At 52.9% G+C, this 18,486-nt stretch carries 19 protein-coding genes and 1 pseudogene; 5 read left to right on the plus strand and 15 right to left on the minus strand.

Annotated elements, in window-relative coordinates:
• From KGB03_RS13705 to KGB03_RS13725, 5 genes and pseudogenes are all read right to left on the minus strand, one after another.
• Positions 1–594 (minus strand): annotated as a pseudogene (locus KGB03_RS13705) (hypothetical protein); the annotation flags it as partial.
• Positions 595–697: 103 nt separating this feature from the next.
• Positions 698–907, minus strand: coding sequence for a hypothetical protein (locus KGB03_RS13710; protein ID WP_223527267.1), 210 nt, complete (start codon positions 905–907; stop codon positions 698–700).
• A gap of 78 nt (positions 908–985) precedes the next feature.
• Positions 986–1,852: a patatin-like phospholipase family protein gene (locus tag KGB03_RS13715; protein WP_223527268.1), complete on the minus strand. Its 867-nt coding sequence runs from the start codon at positions 1,850–1,852 to the stop codon at positions 986–988.
• A 775-nt stretch (positions 1,853–2,627) separates the two neighbouring features.
• Complete coding sequence (locus KGB03_RS13720; RefSeq protein WP_218534825.1) at positions 2,628–3,422, minus strand: NYN domain-containing protein; 795 nt, start codon at positions 3,420–3,422, stop codon at positions 2,628–2,630.
• A gap of 217 nt (positions 3,423–3,639) precedes the next feature.
• Positions 3,640–4,986, minus strand: coding sequence for a hypothetical protein (locus KGB03_RS13725; protein ID WP_223527269.1), 1,347 nt, complete (start codon positions 4,984–4,986; stop codon positions 3,640–3,642).
• A gap of 199 nt (positions 4,987–5,185) precedes the next feature.
• Between KGB03_RS13725 and KGB03_RS13730 the strand changes: the two genes are divergently transcribed.
• Complete coding sequence (locus KGB03_RS13730; RefSeq protein ID WP_008001700.1) at positions 5,186–5,401, plus strand: hypothetical protein; 216 nt, start codon at positions 5,186–5,188, stop codon at positions 5,399–5,401.
• Between the two features lie 184 nt (positions 5,402–5,585).
• Here KGB03_RS13730 and KGB03_RS13735 read toward each other — a convergent pair whose 3' ends face one another.
• Both KGB03_RS13735 and KGB03_RS13740 read right to left on the minus strand, forming a co-directional pair.
• Positions 5,586–5,795 carry a hypothetical protein gene (locus tag KGB03_RS13735; protein ID WP_223527270.1) on the minus strand — a complete coding sequence of 70 codons (210 nt, stop codon included), beginning with the start codon at positions 5,793–5,795 and terminating at the stop codon, positions 5,586–5,588.
• An 84-nt stretch (positions 5,796–5,879) separates the two neighbouring features.
• Complete coding sequence (locus KGB03_RS13740; RefSeq protein ID WP_223527271.1) at positions 5,880–6,209, minus strand: hypothetical protein; 330 nt, start codon at positions 6,207–6,209, stop codon at positions 5,880–5,882.
• A 271-nt stretch (positions 6,210–6,480) separates the two neighbouring features.
• Here KGB03_RS13740 and KGB03_RS13745 point away from each other — a divergent pair, with 271 nt between their 5' ends.
• Positions 6,481–6,996 (plus strand): DUF4823 domain-containing protein, encoded by a 516-nt coding sequence (locus KGB03_RS13745; protein WP_223527272.1) that lies wholly within the window; start codon positions 6,481–6,483, stop codon positions 6,994–6,996.
• Between the two features lie 117 nt (positions 6,997–7,113).
• On the opposite strand, the gene KGB03_RS13750 is transcribed toward KGB03_RS13745, so the two are convergent.
• Complete coding sequence (locus KGB03_RS13750) at positions 7,114–7,425, minus strand: hypothetical protein (protein ID WP_223527273.1); 312 nt, start codon at positions 7,423–7,425, stop codon at positions 7,114–7,116.
• 455 nt (positions 7,426–7,880) lie between these two features.
• On the opposite strand from KGB03_RS13750, the gene KGB03_RS13755 reads away from it, so the two are divergent.
• Positions 7,881–8,918, plus strand: coding sequence for a GGDEF domain-containing protein (locus tag KGB03_RS13755; RefSeq protein ID WP_223527274.1), 1,038 nt, complete (start codon positions 7,881–7,883; stop codon positions 8,916–8,918).
• A 254-nt stretch (positions 8,919–9,172) separates the two neighbouring features.
• Here KGB03_RS13755 and KGB03_RS13760 read toward each other — a convergent pair whose 3' ends face one another.
• The 6 genes from KGB03_RS13760 to KGB03_RS13785 form a co-directional block, all read right to left on the minus strand.
• A complete protein-coding gene (locus KGB03_RS13760) occupies positions 9,173–9,415 on the minus strand; it encodes an AbrB/MazE/SpoVT family DNA-binding domain-containing protein (RefSeq protein WP_411740300.1) in 243 nt (80 codons plus the stop codon).
• A gap of 62 nt (positions 9,416–9,477) precedes the next feature.
• On the minus strand, positions 9,478–9,759 hold the full coding sequence (locus tag KGB03_RS13765) for a hypothetical protein (protein WP_223527276.1): 282 nt from the start codon (positions 9,757–9,759) through the stop codon (positions 9,478–9,480).
• 359 nt (positions 9,760–10,118) lie between these two features.
• Positions 10,119–10,670 (minus strand): restriction endonuclease, encoded by a 552-nt coding sequence (locus tag KGB03_RS13770; RefSeq protein WP_223527277.1) that lies wholly within the window; start codon positions 10,668–10,670, stop codon positions 10,119–10,121.
• A 67-nt stretch (positions 10,671–10,737) separates the two neighbouring features.
• Positions 10,738–10,956, minus strand: a complete 219-nt coding sequence (locus KGB03_RS13775) for a hypothetical protein (protein ID WP_223527278.1) — start codon at positions 10,954–10,956, stop codon at positions 10,738–10,740.
• A gap of 279 nt (positions 10,957–11,235) precedes the next feature.
• Positions 11,236–13,107 (minus strand): UvrD-helicase domain-containing protein, encoded by a 1,872-nt coding sequence (locus tag KGB03_RS13780; protein WP_223527279.1) that lies wholly within the window; start codon positions 13,105–13,107, stop codon positions 11,236–11,238.
• Positions 13,104–15,401, minus strand: coding sequence for an AAA family ATPase (locus tag KGB03_RS13785; protein WP_223527280.1), 2,298 nt, complete (start codon positions 15,399–15,401; stop codon positions 13,104–13,106). The genes KGB03_RS13780 and KGB03_RS13785 overlap by 4 nt, the downstream gene beginning before the upstream one ends.
• A 224-nt stretch (positions 15,402–15,625) precedes the next feature.
• Between KGB03_RS13785 and KGB03_RS13790 the strand changes: the two genes are divergently transcribed.
• A complete protein-coding gene (locus KGB03_RS13790; protein ID WP_223527281.1) occupies positions 15,626–16,792 on the plus strand; it encodes a restriction endonuclease in 1,167 nt (388 codons plus the stop codon).
• Between the two features lie 76 nt (positions 16,793–16,868).
• Entirely contained in the window at positions 16,869–17,750 is an 882-nt protein-coding gene (locus KGB03_RS13795; protein ID WP_223527282.1) for a restriction endonuclease, read from the plus strand.
• A 15-nt stretch (positions 17,751–17,765) separates the two neighbouring features.
• Here KGB03_RS13795 and KGB03_RS13800 read toward each other — a convergent pair whose 3' ends face one another.
• Positions 17,766–18,395 (minus strand): hypothetical protein, encoded by a 630-nt coding sequence (locus tag KGB03_RS13800; protein WP_223527283.1) that lies wholly within the window; start codon positions 18,393–18,395, stop codon positions 17,766–17,768.
• Positions 18,396–18,486: the final 91 nt, after the last annotated feature.

Here is an 18,486-nt window from a genome sequence, read left to right on the forward strand (position 1 = left end):
GGGCGGGATAACGTGTTTTTTCAAGCGCTCCACAAATTTGATGCCTAGGTGCTCGCCGTTGACCGCTACCAACGTTTTGTCGTCCGAGATCTTCCACTGGAAGCCGAGCACTTCACTCTCTTTTATTAGGGTGTCGAAGATCAGTGCACAGCGCTCAATGAGTCCGATAGAGATTTTGGCATCAAGCACATTTTTGCCCGTGGTCTCGAGATGGCCTTCATGGGGCTTGGCTGTGTAAACGCATTTCAACCACTTGCTCACTAGGGAGTGAGGCGCAAGGAGGGTATGAGGTACTTCGATTGCTGAACGGACTGCTTTCGGCTGAACGGGATCTGCGCTGCGAACTGGAAGCGTAGTTCGATCCAATACCGTGAAGCTGATGGGGTGTTCATTGGTGGGAGGATTAGGCTTGCTAGGGCGTTTAAAAATTGGCTTTGCCCAATGTCCTCGAGGGGGCAGGGTCAGGCCAGCTTTACGACATGCTTTGGAAAGCGCGACGTCTGATATACCGATTTCTTGTGCCAGTTTCAGCACAGGTGTTTCCCACACTTGGTCGAACAGTTCCCTGGGAGTGAAGGTCACGATCTTGTACATAGACTCATCCGGAGTTTGGCATTCCGGTATCAGCGTAGATTCCCTCAAGCCAATCTCAAGTTGAAGCCTGCAGGTGCTCCTTTCGAAAATCTGAGGGGAGACGTCACTCGGGAGCCATCAGCACCGCCAGAGTCATACTGATGAACTCTTCGTTCTTGCTGATGGTGTCCAACGCATCTCGAACGTTGCCAGCGACGTCTGCGGAACCGCGTTGTTCCACCCAGAGTGTTAGCTCCATAATCGCGGCTTCGAGCGCCAACTGGTTTTGATTGATCTTGTATAGCAGGGAAGGGAGCAGGTCTGAATCTGGCATCACGATTCCTCCGTGGAAGAGGTCAGCGTAGCAGGAGGAAAAATGAGGGGGGAAGGGCTCTTAGGTAATTCACATCACTCAATGCTCATGGGCATGTGAATGGATGGTCAGGGCACCAGGTACATTGGTGCGTTCGAGCCCCCCACGTTCCAGCCACCGGAGGGTCTGCTCATAGGCGCGCTGCAGCAAAGACTCGGTCTGGTCAAAGTTGAACACTGAGACATCCACAGGGCACAAGGGCGGGACGATGTGCAGGCTGGTGAGAGTGCGGAAGTGTTCGATGTCGCTCACCAGTTGGCGCATGCTCATCAGATTGACGGTGTGCAGGGCTAAGGCGACCAAGCCTCGGGGCGGTTGTGTTAGGGCGCAACTCACGCCGGTGGGGATTACCACGACGTTGGTGGCTCCCAAGGCTACGGCAGTCGAGATAGGTGTATTGCTTGACACGCCGCCGTCAACCAGGAACTGATCGGCGATTTGTACGCAGGGGAACACCAGCGGGATAGCAGCGCTGGCCAGTAACGCCTGTTTGAGTTCGCCACTGGACAGAACAGTCTCGGCACCACTGAGCAGGTCGGTGGTGACGATGTAGAGGGGCAGCGTCGCCTCTTCAATGCGATGAATGGGCAGTGCCTGATCCAGCAATCGGTTCAAGGCCGCCGGCTGCAACAGAAAGCCACGTCGTTTGATCAGTCCCCTACAGGTATCGAGCCAGGAGAGGGGGAAGATGTCAGATTTACCTAGCCCGCGCCAGAAACCGGCGAGGGCCTCGACGCCATCGGAATCGGGCCTTGCGGCAAAGTAGGCACCATTGATAGCGCCTACCGAAGCGCCAACCACCATATCGCATCGAACATTGGCCTCAACCAGGGCCCGCAACATGCCCACCTGCACCGCACCCAAACTGCCGCCGCCAGCGAATACGATTGCGGTTTTGGTCGCCATGGTCGAAGTCTCTGTGCGGCAATGCGTCGAATCAGTGTAGCTGACGGGTCAGCATTCCTTTCGGGTGTTCGCTACATGATCGAGACGTCTCAAGCTTGGAGTTCCGGACGATGCTGAATTCCAATGGAAACGGGATCAATGCGTAACGGAATCCACTACTACTGCGAGACTGCGCTCTTAGGATTGAGGGTATATGACAGCGAAGAGAAACTACGTTTGAAGACTACATATGAGACCCGAGAAGGTGCCGAGGTTGAGTGTCGACGACTTAACCTGGAGCGCTTTCAAAACGTGCTTTCGGAACGGGAATCCACGACTGCGCTATAGGCATCAATCAGTCCAACAAAGCCATCGGCGGTTGGAGTTCAGAAACGAGTTGATCATAGGCTCAGGGACGTACGACCAACACCACTTTGACGCGGACGCTCGGCATTCTGCAGCGAACAAACAGCGTCTGCCTCCGCCCTGGCCTTGAACACACCATGCTTGCTAGCTGAATCTCCTTCGACTAGATCAACGACTCTGTATCGCTTACTGCCGTCTTCCTGGCCTGTGGTCTCGATGACCCTGCTTGGGTGCATGGTGCGTTCCCTGCTAAAGATTGTGTTCTAGGAGTACCGATATGACTCCATGAATTCAACAATTATGCGGGACTGAGCTGAGACAATTTATGACAGCGCAACGCGCTTCTCTTTTCCCCGACCGCTAACGTCTATCTAACAATACTTAAGTCGGCGCACGTCTATGCCATCCATGGCTTCACATGCCTAATCGGTCATTTGCTTGGTTGCTTGTGACGAGCGTACATCACTGCCGTGCCCCCTGAAGTGGCTCTGGCCTGCAACTCAAACGCCTGCGTGTAGCCTTTGATGAGGTCGCTCAGTTTTTTGTAGCCATGAGTGCGTGGGTCAAACTCTGGACGTAGTTTCGTAATGTTCGCGCCCAGCGCGCCTAAATGTGCCCAGCCATCCTCGTCAGCAATGTCGTCCATGATCTTGGCGATGAAGCCCACCGGTGCTTTAGGCTTTTTAGAAGGCTCAGCAACCGCTGGTTTGGCCACATCGGGGGCAGCAGCGAAAGCGGTACTAGACTCACCGTTGGTAGTCGCAACGACATCCTCACGGAGTAACTCGATGTAAATGAATTTGTCGCATGCTGCCACGAACGGCTTGGGTGTTTTCTCTTCGCCGAACCCGTAAACGGTCAACCCTTCTTCACGTAATCGAGAAGCCAATCGAGTGAAATCGCTGTCGCTCGATACTAGGCAAAATCCGTCGAAACGGCGGGTGTATAGCAAGTCCATGGCATCGATGATAAGCGAGCTGTCGGTGGCATTTTTGCCTTTGGTATAGGCAAATTGCTGGATGGGCTGAATCGAGTGATCGAGCAGGACTTTCTTCCAACCGCCGAGATGGGGGCCAGTCCAGTCGCCGTAGATGCGCTTGACGCTGGCGACGCCGTACTTAGCAATTTCTTCAAACAGGCCTTCGACGATTGCTGCTGGGGCATTGTCGGCGTCGATCAACACTGCGAGGCGTTTCTGAGCGTTATTGGAGGTATGCGTGGCCATGGTTCATCCTTGAGTGAAAGCGTAACCATACCTGTAAACGAGGGGCTAATCTTGGCTTCGATCGCTCGTATTCCCACCCACTAAGGGCCCGGATCAGCGGCGTTGTGCTGCCAGATTTAAAGTGTTCCAACTCGTCACTCGGGTGACCTGTAATTACTCGCAGTAATCCAAGCTGTCGCAAGTCATTGAAAAGCGTAAGCGCCTACAGCTCTTAAACTTACTTCCAGTCCAAGCCATCCACCGCAAACTCAATCGTCTGAGCGCCTTCCTGGTAGAACTGAGCCTCGATGTAGACCTTGTCGACCTTACGCAGCTCGCTGACAAAGCTGTTATAGCCCCTGATGAAGATGTAGGTGCTGTCGTTGTCGCTCGGCTCGCCCGCAGAAAACCGCTTAGGCTTTCCGTTCCCGAAACGCACCGACACATCGCAACCGTCGTATGAATTGCAGAGGAACTGGCCTTTTTGGATTTGCAGAATCACGTCCTGACCCCAACGCGGGTGCTTGCGCAGTTGGAGCATGGCCTGTTGCGCTCCGCGGTAAGGGAAGTCGAACGACAATCTGTTGGTCGACTTAATGAAGGCCGTCGTGACCGGCTTCTGGCTCATTGAATCCTGCATAGTCTCATACTCCCAAGCTTCTCCGGCTATCCTGCGCTGCTGAAACTCACTGGCCTTCTTGATCTCATGAGAAGCCGCCGCGAGTTTGTCCGTGTACTCCTTGTTGCCTGGGTAGAGCGCCAGTAGGGCCTTGTAGGTCGTCTCCTGGCCGGCGTAGTCGTCCTTGCCCAGTTGCGCGAGCTTGGCCTTTAGAGAGGCGGTCTGCTCGTCTCTGGCGATGTCCTTAGCCTTTGCATCGACTTTGGCGAACATGGCGTCTACGTCGGAATCACCCAGACCGTTGTACTTTTGCAACAGATTCTTGGCCTCAGAGATCTTCTTCGCATCCAGCAACTGCTGGAACTGGGCAATGATGGCTGGCTTGTTTGCAACTAAATAGTCCGTATTCGCCTTCTTCTGCTCGACCTTCTTTTGAGCCGCTGCCGACTCCGCCGCCGTATTTTGCACAGTGATTTCATCACTCATGTGATTGGAGAACAGGAGCATCCCTGCGACCCCGAGCACAACGGCACTGATCGCACGAACCGGGGGCTGGAGATCAAACTGAAATTTCGCCATGAGCATGTCGCATAACGGTGGTAGCAACAGAACAGTCGCGACCATGAGCGGTATCGCCGCCAGCGGCTCTTCGAAGATGACCCCCAGCGTCCAAAGAGCGAAAAGCAGACCGAAGATCCAGTAGAGAAACGTTCCAATGAACGACTTGGCCTTATCCGCCAATGGAACAGATTTAGGGCCAGCCGGTTGCATCGGAAGGTCGACCTTCGCCGGGTCTTCAGCCCAGGACGGCTTAACATCCGGGGCATCCGTCTCGTCGATATCGAAAACCATTGGGGCTGGCACGATCAACAACGACTGGCAATGTGGACATTTGCCTTGCTTGCCGGCCATCTCTATAGAGACCTGAATCGGCTTGCTGCACTCATCGCATTTGAAGTTGATCATGTTCATCCTTGAAAGGAACTAAACCCAGCATTTCAGACTAGATGATGGCTATATGCTGGTCAATTGCGCGGGGGGGCGCGCCCCTTCAGTTAGCGTCAAACCAGCTGGAGCGGTAATTCAAAACCAGTTCGTGCAGCTGAAATACTGACGAAACATTCTGGCCATATGATTCGCGTCACTGAAATCCAAGGAGTTGGAGATGAATCGACCATCAAGAAGCATGCGCAAACTGCTCGACGCCGTTGCCACCAACAATGAGGCAGCGGCGCTTGATGTGATGCGTGCTGCTGAGCAGCTCCAAGACGAGGTGTTGCGCCAACGATTGCTCAACCTCATTCATCGGCTCAACCAAGACGCCAATGACTTGCGAATGGCGCGGGACGATATCCAAGGCGGAGCCATCAAGCTTGCATGACCCGCGTCCACCACTTTCAAGCTCGTTCGTCTAATCCAGGCATTGGGTGGCGCGATGAGCGGCTTTATTTCAATCCAGACGATGCTTCATCTCGACTCTACTTGAAGCACTAAGACCTCAGTTGAGCCTCGACTGATTTATCTTCTGGAATGCCTTGCATCATCCACCGTGGTGGTCGAACAGATCACTCGGGTGCCATGAGCACCGCAAGCGTCATGTTGATGAACTCTTCATTTGTTCTGATCGTGTCTAGCGCACCGCGCACGTTGCCTCCAATCTCACCTGATCCACGCTGCTCGACCCAAAGTGTGAGCTCCATGATGGCAGCCTCAAGGGCTTGCTGGTTTTCGTTGATCTTATAAAGCAGGGAAGGGAGTAGGTCAGAGTTTGGCATCGCGATTCCTCCATGGAAAAAGGACAGCGTAGCAGTAAGAGAGTTTGGTGGGATCTTGTCGCTGATATTGATGGTCTCGCAGAGTCAGAGTGCGTTCAGCAGACGCTCAAGCTGTTCTCGTTCCCAGCCACTTAATAGTTCGACTGGATCTGTGCCATAGCGTTGCCAGTCTTCAATAGTCCTGACGCGACCATCAGGCGCTCTGCAATCCTCGCAGTAATCTAAGGTGCCGCCGTCATTGAAAAGCGTGAGCTGCCAGCCGTCGATCTCAACAGTCATGAGACCGTTGTAAACCTCATTCCAAGTTTGCAGAGAGGCCCGATGCATTATGCGTGTGCCCAGCGCGACGTCTTTCAGTACCTGGTAGACATCACGGGAGGTAAGAGGGGAGGTAAGAGGGGAGGTTGTGTTCAAAGTTTGCCGTCCTACGGATGTTCCTTTTTTTGGCCGCTTTTCCCGCTTGAGCGCAGGGCGGCTAAAACCCGCTGTACGACATCCAGCGAGTTTATCCATCCGCATGCTAGAGCATGGTGTACATCCTTGTCAGGGGGACGTACCAAGCTGTCCGGATCGGAGATTCCCAAGCATGTGCTGGCTGCGCGTAGGTTTCCTCACTGGGAACAGGGAGCTTTGCTATATTCCTTTGATCTCTAAATGCCATGCAGGCCTTTACAAGGATGTGTTGATGCGCGTGCTCCTGACTCTCGCCTTAATTACTGTGCTCTCTGGTTGCGCGGACTCACACCGCTGGTTACCACAACAAAATGGCTCAGCACGTATTACGGCAAACGAGCGGATCTTTGTCACGACGCCTGCTGACGGCGAATACGGTGATAACGTCTACAGCGGTTCTGGTCGTAACACTACCAAGATCATTTACAACGCCACGAGCGCCAAGTCCCGTCTGGTGCGCATTGGCGGTTTGGCTGAAAATTTTGAGGATGCCGTCGCCCAAGCTCGGCGCGCAGATCAAGACATCTTAATCTTCCCAACCATTCTGCACTGGGAGGATCGAGCCACAGAATGGTCGATGATTCCTGACAAAGTAGAAATTAAAGTCGAAGTCATACGGGTTCAAACTGGCGACGTCATTAGCTCTGGGATCATCAAGGGCAGCAGCGGACTGGCTACTTTCGGAGGGGATCACCCCCAAGACCTGTTACCGGAACCGGTTACTGAGTTTGTTTCGTCACTGTTTTGAACTGCTGGCAGATACCAGTAAGGCCGTGAGTGAGTTGTGTGGTGTTCAGGCGTTACTGCGACTGGTCGGGATGTCTCATCCTAGCTTATCGATCACCGCATGGCAGGCGTTGAGAAATCACCATTGATTTGATGCAGAGCCTGCTTCTCTTAAGCCTGGGTAATCATCGAGAGCAAGGCTGGGTTTGTCATCTTCAACAGGGTCGGATACCGGCTTATGAATCACTCCGGCTTCAGCATCCGCACGCATCTGCTCGAGCTCCTTGTGAAATGCCTTGTCCTGAACCGTTGGCTTGCTGATGTATGGCTTTCGATCTGGTTCAGGCTTGGCTGCATAAGTTGTTACCGCGTCTGGGTCGCGCTGTAGTTTTTCTTGAACTTGCGATTCCAGCATCGCACGTAGAACGTCTTTGTCGGGACGGGTAAGCAATGTGTTACTCCTCTTAGAAAATCAGGTACTCAGTTGTCAACCGGGCCTGTGGCATGGCTGGGGAACATCCAATCGATCGTGTCGAGAATTTGAGCTGAAGATACAGCCACAATTCAGGTCGAAGAGAAGCGGCGAATCATCAATTTCTTCCAACGCGGTGATCGTGTCAAATTGGGTACATGCCTGGGATGATTCCGTAATCGACAGAAACACAGGCAGTGAGAGAGTACAAAGCTATGATCCCTTTTCGATTTCCAGCACGTTGATCATTGGTGTTGGTCTCTACGTGGGTATCCATGTCTGGATCGGCTTGAACGCATAACGGCAATGTGATGTTCGGTCTATAGCGAATTCAACAGGGAGTAGGCATACATTATGTATGGCCTCTTGGTGTGCGTAAGGATATGCTGCCCCCGACTTCATATATGCCAATAAAAACCAACCACAGTGACGTTATGAGCCAATCAGAGACGCGTGCGACTGCCCTAACGCTGTATCCAGAGGACTCCCGCGAGGCGGCGGCTCTGCTGAAGCAAGCCGTCCCACTGATGGTGCGTCACAACATTCCACCAAATCCCGTGCACTATGCTCTCTGGTACACCTACAGCAAAGGTCAGGAGCCAGAGCTTAATCGCCATCTGGACAGGGTGGTCAAAGACTTCGACTGTTTCCCTCCCGAATCTGCTACGAAGCTTTTTCGCGACTACATCATTCGTGACGAATTGGAGGAGGCGCGCGCAGGGCAACAACAAGCGATCGATCTGGTTGACGACATGGAGCGTAATGTCTCGCGTAGTGTGAATGGCAGTTCCAACTTTCAAGCCAGTCTTGGCCATTGCATGGAAATGCTCGCGGAGCCGGTCGACCAGAGGTTGCCCGCCATTCTGAGCGAGCTGCAACAGAGCACCCAGGTCATGCAGGATCAGCAAGAGCTTTTCCTCTCCCAGCTGCACTCAGCGCAAAATGAAATCAAGAGTCTGAGAGACAAGCTCGAGCGAGCCCAACTGGCTGCATCTTTGGATGGGCTGACTAAGGTGTTGAACCGGGCCACCTTCACTCGCTTACTGGAGCATGCATTGATCAACACGCCTCATGGGGTGGCATTGATCATGCTGGATATCGATCATTTCAAGCAGTTCAATGACCGGTATGGCCATCCTTTGGGCGACCGCGTACTTGAGCATGTTGGTCAGGTGTTGCGGAACTCAATCCCGCCTCAGGCCCTGGCGGCACGCTATGGTGGTGAAGAGTTCTGTGTAGTCCTGCAAGAGTGTTTTGATCTCACCAGTGCTCATAGTTTTGCTGAGCAGATGCGCCTAAAAATTCAGGCGCTACGGATCAAGGTTCGTGGCACGGATGAGGTGCTAGATACTATAACTGCGTCCTTGGGTGTCGCCCTCGCCAAAGCGGGTGACGATGTGGAAAGCCTTCTGACTCGTGCCGATGATGCGCTCTATCTAGCCAAGCGCAGCGGGCGCAACCGAGTGAACTGAAGCCGGCGTTCGGACTCTAGCTGCAATCACATACCCCGACAGAACATGGTGATTCGATTCGTGTTCATTCCGCATGGCTGCCATAGCTAAGCTGTGGTGTGAAGTGACGTCAATGGAGAGGTCGCTCCTTCGGGCTTAAGTCCGGCTCGATCTCGCGCCTTCAGGTGATGTGTCCAAGTATGCGTTTACGGCCTGCCGAAGGACTCTGAAGTTCAGCCTGATGTACTGGTTCAGCGAAGCATCTAATGGCTTCCTCATTTGTCTTCGAGGCTGCCGCGCTGTTCGCTATTCCAGGCTTCAGTGAGCTCGTCTATCCGATCTGTGATTTGAGGCTTTTTTGATAGGACTAGGCAGCGCGTGCTGCCGACAAATTCTTCTATCAGGTACACAGCGTCGCCGACATCCAGTTCCAATTCCTGCAGCGCTTCGTCCGGAGTTCGAATCGCACCGTCACCATCCCATTCTTCGATGATGATTTTCATAGGTGGCTTCTTCACATTTGATCTCCATTGCTATGAGCCGGCAAGCCGTTCCCGCCTGTAGATTCTCAGCGGCACGTTTACAGATCCGGATAATCATCAAGCTTAAGACTAGGAGCGCCTCCGTCCTCCTGTTCGCGCTTAGGCGTATGTATCACTCCAGCTTCGGCGTCTGCACGCATCTGCTCGAGCTCTTTGTGAAACGCCTTGTCCTGAACCGTGGGTTTGCTGGTGTACGGTTTTCGGTCAGGTACAGGCTGGGCTGCATAAGTCGTTACGGCGTCTGGATCGTGCTGCAGCTTTTCTTGGACTTGCGATTCCAGCATTGCACGGAGCGCGTCTTTGTCGGGACGGTTCAGCAATTTGTTACTCCTATTAGGAAACCAGGCAACCAGTAAATCGACTGAGCCAATGGCCGATTGGGGAACATCCAATCGATCGTATCGAAAATTTTGGCTGCAGATACAGCCGAGGGTTCAGGTCGAAGAGAGGAGGTAGATCATCAATTTCTTCCAACACGGCGATCGTGCCAAATTGGGCACATGCCTGGGATGATTCCGTAATCGACAGGAACGCAGGCAGTGAGAGAGTAGAAAGCTACGATCCCTTTTCGATTTCCAGCGTGCTGATAATTGGTGTTGGCTTCTTCGTGGGTATCCATGGCTGGATCGGCTTGGCTGCATAGCCTCGCCCTAAAAGCCAAGGCTGCTCTGCCCATTTTCTAGCTGAACATCTCGTTGATTTCCGTATCAGCACGCCCCAGCGACTTCATCGAGATGCTTCCAGCGTCATTTTCGCCAACGTGCCACAGCGCAAATTTCGGAAGGTTTAGCCAGGCTGGTGGCTTCGCCTCAACGGGAAAAGCCGAGCGGGTATGGTAGGTTGATGCGCCGTCGATTATCGACACCAGCGCAATACCGTGCGCTGTCGCGTATTTTATTGCTCCGGATTGAAACCCTGTCGTGGTGAACAACATGCCTTTATGAGCGCCGAGAGATCTCACCTTGTCGTGCAGCACCTGAACCAGCTCCCGTTCGACTGCGTTACGGTATTTTTTGCACTCAATCAGCACGGTGAATTCGGCGCCTGCAAAAGCTTGGAACTTCGCCAGCACGTCGATCTGGTAGGTCGAGTCGTGGGCCTCGACCTTCACGTCGTGCGTCACCTCCAGCGATGTCAGTTCACCGCCCTGTTTGAGGATCCAGTCCCTGACCAACCGCTCAAATTCGGTGGCTGTGATTTCGAGATTGGGATTCGCCATTGGTGGGTACATTCTTTTCCTTATCTTGCAATCCGATTGGCAAGGTGCGACGGGGGCGCAGAGGGCGGTGCAGCAGTATCTACGACTGGCGTATCGTCATAATGGAATCTGTGATGGCTTGAGCATTTGTGTCCAGCGCCTCCATCGCCGACATTGCATGAGCGGCGACGTTTCCTACGCAACTTTCTGAAAGCCACTTGGTAATCTCTTCTATTGCTGCACCCAGTGCGTGCTGGTTGTGCAAGAGCAATGTCAGAGCGTCTGCCGTGGCGATCTTGTAGTTCGAGTTACCTGGCATGGCGGTCTTCCTTGAGAATGATGCAGAGAGCCTAGTTCATCTCGCCGCAGGCTGAAGCGGCGTGGGTAGTTGCGTAGATCTACCCAATTTTGGCAAAGGGCGACCTAAGGCTGACTGTGTCGGCAGGGGGATGGTGGCCAGAAGGCTGTACTCATCACCGTTTGTGCTTGGTATGTAGACCACAGATGTGATGGATACCTAGAGGCCGGCGCGAAGCGACCATTCCTCACAGGGGAGCTGTGATCTTTCCCCTGTATGGTGGAAAGGTGCGATAGCAGGTCAAAGAATCTCGATCTCTTCTGGCTTGAGCCATCCAGCGTCGATCACTCGCTGCTTAGCTATGTCAGGCTGCGCGCTGTAAACCACAATTGCGAGACCTTCTTCGGCCCGGCTACAAGTGACGTACAGCAGACGACGAGTGCGAGCCAAGGAGTCATCTTTGCCCTCACGCTGATTTTTTACGTCGCTATCAGAAGCTGGTTTGACCCCCAAGAGCTTGTCGTAACTGAAAAGGAAGCCACCTGCTTCTTCATCATTGAGGATGACCATGACTCTGGGGAACTCCAGGCCCTTTACACCTTGGTGCGTGTCGAAAGGGGAAAGCCCCTCGGTATAGCCAGCGAATGCAGCCATTTCCGAAAAAGGACGTCCCAGTAGAACCTGGTATGCATGTGTTTCTAATGCATCACGATCCGATGTATCGGGAGGGGCATCAGTGGTGGCGCCTGTTAACAGTGCAGCTACGAGGCGATCAGGGAGATCTAGTAGGCCTGTTTGGTGTAGGACATGAGCCACGTCACCTATCAGGGGATCGTTGTCATCGAACAGCTCGCACAGTGACCCAGTAGCGGCTCCTGCTTTTTCAAGCAAGGCTAACTGGTCAGGCGCCTCTTTCATGGATTTAGTATCGAGAAGCGGAGAATGAAGTCGGACAGCTTCTATGAGGCTGAAACTGTTCGTCTTAGCGGCTTGAAGAATCGGGGCTACCCGCTCGAAGAACAGTTTCAAGATTGGCAGTGTTCCGTCCAGTAGTCCCGTTCGCAGATGCTCTACCCCATATAATGGTGTGAACACACCCTCAAACCCCATTCGGCGTCCGGCCATTTTGTGTTCAAGTATTAGGGTCTTTCTTCCATCCTTGCCTGCTGCCCACTGAGCGTCGCCGGTGATGGCTGCCATACGCTGTGCGATATCTTCCTCCAACCCGAAACCTTGCCCCGGTGTCTGTTGGGTGCAAAACATTCGCACCGTGCCTTCTATAGCGTCCGGCTTTGGCTTCTGCTGATGACTGTCTGCGCCCGCACGGATTACGTTGATAAGATCAACAACCCTTGTTGGGCAGCGACGGTTCATACGTTTTTCGGGCACCGCCCAATCTGGAGGGATCGCTTCCTCCAAACGCACCTTCCCATCGTTGTAGATGCGTTGCATGGTATCGCCGAGAAGCCCGAGAGAGAAACGGTCGGGGATGAGTGATTGTGCTCGCAGAAAAGCGTCCATGAGCGGCCCATAGGTATCTTGGCTCTCATCGATCAAAAGTACCGGGTACTGATCCGCCATAACGTTCAGCAACGGAGGTTGCTGGATAAATACAGCGGCCATTTGAATGACTTCACTATGGTTTAGGGCCTGCCTACCGCGATTGTCGCCGGTAGGGCTGTAAATGAATGTCGATATCTGATCCAGGGAATCGAACCGACGAACTTTGCTATCCCTCGAAGCTTGATTTGCTAGAAATGTTTTGTTTTGCCCTCGAGCCTTTCCGAGCTTCTCATTAAGCTCGCCAATGTCTTGGGTGAGCTTGACCCGAAGCCACTCACGAATGTCATCATTGAAGCCCTGAATCATCCGCCAAGAGAAGGCGTGAATGGTTGACACAACCACCAGTGGGTCGTGTTCAAGACGGCGGGTAATTTCCTCGGACGCCGCTTTGGTATAGGTGATGATCGCGATTTGGCGTCCTTCAAAAGTCAGTCGTTGCCGTTCCCTATTCTTTAGAATTTTCACGGCTTCGACTAACGAATGGGTTTTTCCAGAGCCAGCGCCGGCGTATAGGAAAAAGCTCTTCGGATGGTCGAGATTCAGACAGTCCTGAATGATCTGATCGGCATCTGGAACATCATCCATAGCAGCTTCCGGCTGCCGGCTCATGGGGTCACCTCGACAATCGCTGAAGGGATGACCAGTAGCTCTTTGCTTTTTCTTTCGAGCTTGGACTGCAACCACGCCAAGCCTTCATGGATGTAAGTAGGCACCGTCAACTTGGCGAAATCAGAATCGCCGAGAACGTGTAGTGCGAACTCAGCCTTATCACCATCCTTGAGCTTGGTGAACAGCTCTGTGCCAAGCTCTAAGGATGTTTCTGCTTCACGTAACGCCTTGGCAAAGGATCGCATCAGCCCGCGTCCCGCTTTGTTAGCGAAATGCTCTGTATTGCTCAAGACAAGGCTGTCTTCAAAGGTATTTGGTAATGCTTCGACATCTAGCCCAGTTTTGGGTAAGCGGACAGTAATGGGCGTCTGATAAGCGATCCTGATCGAAAACAGCTCGTCAATTTGCTGAGCTTTACTGTCGAAGGGCAGATCCAGTAATGAGTCCACATCATGTCCAAGGCCTGCTGCTCGCATCCAATGGCGCACGGTTGGGTTGTTAGTGGTTTGGCCTTTCTTCCGCTCGACAGGTTTGCCGACCTGTAGGAGGCCCGCGTCCAAGTCAGTTATCACCAGAGTGACAATACCCAACGCATCGATCAGGGGCCGGAGCCGATGCGCGTGGCTTCCCCCAATATCCAAAATGGTTATGTAGCACTGGTCTAGGAAACGAAAGTGTTGCCTCAAAAAATGTGGAAGCATCATGCGCTCAGCGGCCCCCTCAACAAGGATCACCGCATCCGCAAAGAACAGGTCGGCATGTTGGGCCCGAAGGTAACGTGTAACGAATTCCTTCGTTTGATTGGACTCGCCGAACACTGTACTTAGGTTCGAGACGGTAGAGACTGGGATTGATATCCCGGCCATGCCGGACGGAAGTCTGCGGAAGTATCTCAGGTTTTCGTAGTCAATCTCATGAGCTACGTGGCTGGAATGGGAACTGACCATCAGCTGTGTCCTGAGGTTCTGATACTTCGCTAGCAATGGGTCGCTGCACAGCACATGGTAGGCGTGTTTTATGAATGCTTGCTGAACCTGGACGTGCAGGTGGGCTTCCGGTTCTTCGATTAGAACCAAGTGTATAGGCTCAACACCAGTAGCGCTTTGCTCTTCAGGACTTCTGTACTTCTTAAGCCATTCATCTCGAAATGCCATCAATCGGAATATCATTGAGATGAGGTTCTGGTAGCCGAGCCCGTTGGACGTCTCCGGAAGCCTAAGAGGCGGTGCTCCAGGGGCTCCTCCAACGGAATCCAATTCAAACAGCACAGCTGCTTCGTGGTTCATCCCGTCCGTAGGGGCGAGGCGGGTGGAAACTCGGATGGACGGGTCGGAGTTATTCGGATAGCCCAAACCGGCGACTTCCTTGAGCGCAGGCGCGAAGCTCGTGCTCAAGCGAGTGTCAAAGGCAGTTTGAGCTGCCTCAATTGCTCTGAGTGCCTCCAAATCTGAAATATCTGGGCTATCGCCTGGATCGAGATGCCTGCTGTAGTACGCTCGCAATTGTTCCGAGAGCTTCCTGCCCGATCCATGTCCTCCCTCTAGGACGCCTTCGTCAGCGCTGTCACCAAAGCCGCGTTGAGCATTGATCTCGTGGACTCGAATCAGGTCTGTTAGGGGATTGCGCTCGAGTGGCGTTGCTGTGGCCGCAAGCGGTTGCTGGTTAGCTTTACGAGTTGCAGGATCTGGAGCTCGTAGCTGGCTTGGATCAAGTCGGTACCATCGGATCTTGAAGGTTTTACCGATTCGACGATTCAGATAGTCATGCAAGCTCTGCGGCCAGAGCGGAAGCGATGGTGGCTGCGTACCTAGCGCTGCCTGTTTTTGAATTTCCTGCTGAAGCTCCCTCACTCGTGCTCGCTCTTTGCGGTAATCGACAAACAGCGCTGGCATATCATCTGGCTCCAGCCGGAACCGCATACCGACATGGCCGCCTTTCCAAGCGAAGTTCGGTATGAGATCTCGGATGTGATGAAGCTCGCCCTGAGCTGCTTCAAGCCAAATATCTAGCGTTGGCAACCAGTCAGCCCATTCATTTGCGACTGGGATGGGGAAGCTATCATCTGCAGCCTCCCAAGCTTCACCAATGGCATCGATTGTGGCGAGATGGCTCAGAGTAAGATCTTGCAATCTGAAAATCGACGCTTTCGAAAGTAGGAACTTGCGCAAGGCCAGCATCGCAGATGATTTGCCACTGTTGTTGGCTCCAACGAGTAGTGTGGTCTCGGCTGCGAGGTCGACTCGTACGGATAGGAGCTTGCGGAAGTTCGCGATTTCCAGATGCTGAATTTGCATAGTCGCTTCCCTGATGACTGCTCAGCAACGGAGCGTCCGGCTGATAGATGCTGGAACTCTAGCTTAGCCGGCCCGGCACTCCAACCGCCGTGATGGGGTTTCGCCATCATTGATGCGTCTGTGTGCAGTAGAAACAAGCTCGTGGACTGAGTGATGGCACTGAGCTATGGTCGCTAGCAGGATGTGCGTGAAGGCGCGCGATGACTTGGGAAGGAACGGAAACGATGATTTACCAATGCAACGGATGCAACAGGACTACCTTCGAGACAGCATGCCCGTGGTGCATGGGCTCCCAAGTTTCGCCGTCATCAGAGCTCTCGTTGCGGCACCTCACTCCACTGGATCCTTCGTTTTATCCCGACTTTCAATACAGATCCAAAGGCTTGATTCAAGACTTCTTCGGTAAGAAGAAGGAGCAAGCCCAACTGAACGATCTTCTGAACAACGTATTGAGAAAATACGCGGAGCTGAAGCAGCCATACTTTACGAACTTCATTCACACGACTCGCGAAAGCGCAGGTAGCAGCGATGACGCAGGCGTGCCCGGCCCACGTTTGGATGGTGTGTACAGCGAGAGAGAGCTGTTCAGGGAGGTCTTGATTCGCAAAGGCTTTGACGAGCTAGAAGGGCTTCCATCTCTTTTGGACAAGCTGCTGCAAACCACAGCATTCAACTCTGCCTACCTGGGCTTCTCGAGAGAGTTGACCCGCCACATCCGAGCTGATCTGGCCGACACCTTACGTTCCTGGATTGAAGAGGCCGGGACAACGTTCAGGTCTGACCTAGCCTTGTTCTTCTATTACCTTTGGGAAAATGACGTTCCATATCCCAATGTTCAATTCAATCCTCAAGCAGCCTCCACATCTGGTGTTCCACTCCTTCCGTTACAGGCTTTTCGAAATGGCTTGAGCCTTTGCGAGGAGATTTATTTCGACATTCTCGTCGAGCGATTGGGATCACAACTTGAGCATTTCAATCCGAACCAGTTCATCACCATGTACCTGGTGGATGCCATGGACGGATTCCAATTCGAAGCCTTCCTTGTTGAGATCTTCCAGACCATTGGCTATGACGTCAAAGAGACCAAGAAGACGGCTGATCAAGGCGCAGATCTTTTCGTTACCCGGTTCGGCAAAAACATGGTCATCCAGGCTAAGAACTACTCTGGCTCTGTAGGCAACGCGGCTGTGCAGCAAGCCATTTCGGCTAAAGCTTTTTACGGGTGCGACGAGGCCATGGTGGTTACCAATTCCTACTACACAAAATCAGCGAAAGAATTGGCCAGCACAGCGGGCGTCCGGCTGATCGACCGGGAAGGACTTCAAAGCTATTTGGACGACTACAATCAGAAGCTTATCGAGGTCTTTCAGGCTGAGGAAGAAAGTGCTTAGAAGTAAATGCCCTCCGTGGCAAAAGCTTTTGGCTCGCGACGTCGGCACGGTTTAGAGATGAGTAACGAGAAAGAGCATGGCCAACTTCAAATCGACTGAGATGAAACTCCTTGATTCGATCTTTGATATGGGAGGAGGGTACGTCCTCGATTTCTCAGACCGAACAATGGGCAATTTTTTCCTTGAAGAGCTGAACATTGATATTGACCATGCGATGTTCTCCAAGGATGGCACCTCAAAAGCCAAGCGCCTTCGGTGCCTACTGCAAAACGCAGATGTTCCGACTGTTTATCGTGTACTTGAGGCGCTCTGGAGATATCGGCAAGCGATGCGAGAGGTGGCTAGGACTGAGGAAACTATTGTAAATGCTGAGGGTAGATTTCTCTCCTTGCTCAATTCCATCCGATCCCCTGTGCAGCAGGCTGCAATTGTAGATAACCCTTTTGCCGCAGCCGCTGTCATCGACCTGGCTGCGGTCTACGAGGCACTTCGGAAAAAGCTTTTCGAAATACGTGAGCTTCCACCTCACCAGCGTGGCTATGAGTTCGAAATTTTTTTAAAAGATCTTTTCGACTCTTCAAGACTCCAAGCGCGTTCGCCCTTTCGCTTGGTGGGTGAGCAAATTGATGGCAGCTTTCAGCTTGGCCATGAAACCTACCTGGTTGAGGCCAAATGGGTACGGGATCCGATAGGGGTGGCTGAGCTCCATTCCTTCCATGGAAAGGTTGAACAAAAAGCCGCTTGGGCCCGGGGGCTTTTTATCAGCTACGGTGGTTTCACCGACGTTGGCTTACAAGCTTTTGGCAAAGGCCGAAAAGTAATTTGCATGTCCGGCGAAGACATCTACAAGGCCTTGGGGCGCGGCATTCCTATTGCTGATGTGATTGACCGAAAAGTACGTGCAGCAGCAGAAACGGGTGCTCCATTTGTCCAGGTGGACGAGCTATTCGCCAAGTAGACACACCTGGTCGGGTTATGAGAGAGGTTTAGCTTGCTTGAGTACCACTTTTTTCGTTTTTTGCCAGGAGAGCAGCAGGTCAGGAAACTCGTCTGTCACCCCCCACCTCTGGCCAAATGGCGGAAGCTTGTACTCCTTCCTGAGCTCATTCGCTAACAGATACACCTCGTACCCAAAGTATCCGACGATCTCTGCCTCATGGCCATAAACCTCTGTAGGGTCAAAGGAGGCATCATGAATCGCGTGAAGGTGCTGATTTGCCAATGCCTTCTCGGTTGCTATGGAAACTAAGGCGCTCGCATGCTTCGAATCCAGATACTTCAGTGCATCACGAGAAATATCGAGGTCAGGGTAGGCGCAACTCGGCCAATTTTGATAGTCAGTGTGTGGGTCTAAAGAGGCCGCGTACTCGTGGTAGTCCCGGACGTTTCGTCGTGACTGTAGTGCGTAAAGATCGAGCACTGCAATCAGCTCAACGGCTGCAAATCTCGCATCTAGTCTCCGATCACGAATTTTGAAAAGCCAATCCTTTAACCATCCGATCAGGGCCGCGACGACACCACTCGCCAAGACTATTTTGGCAATGTCTCCCCATCCGAGCCCTGTACTGGCGGCTGCTGCTGCCGATCCCTGTATTGCATCCACTTGGCACCTTCCAACGCACATTCGCAATCGAGGTTCATTTGAGCTTCGTTGTGAGATCTTTTGCAAGCGGAGCGCGCAGGCCATCAAGGCC

The organism is Pseudomonas sp. BF-B-26, from assembly GCF_019956495.1.
Taxonomy (GTDB): domain Bacteria; phylum Pseudomonadota; class Gammaproteobacteria; order Pseudomonadales; family Pseudomonadaceae; genus Aquipseudomonas.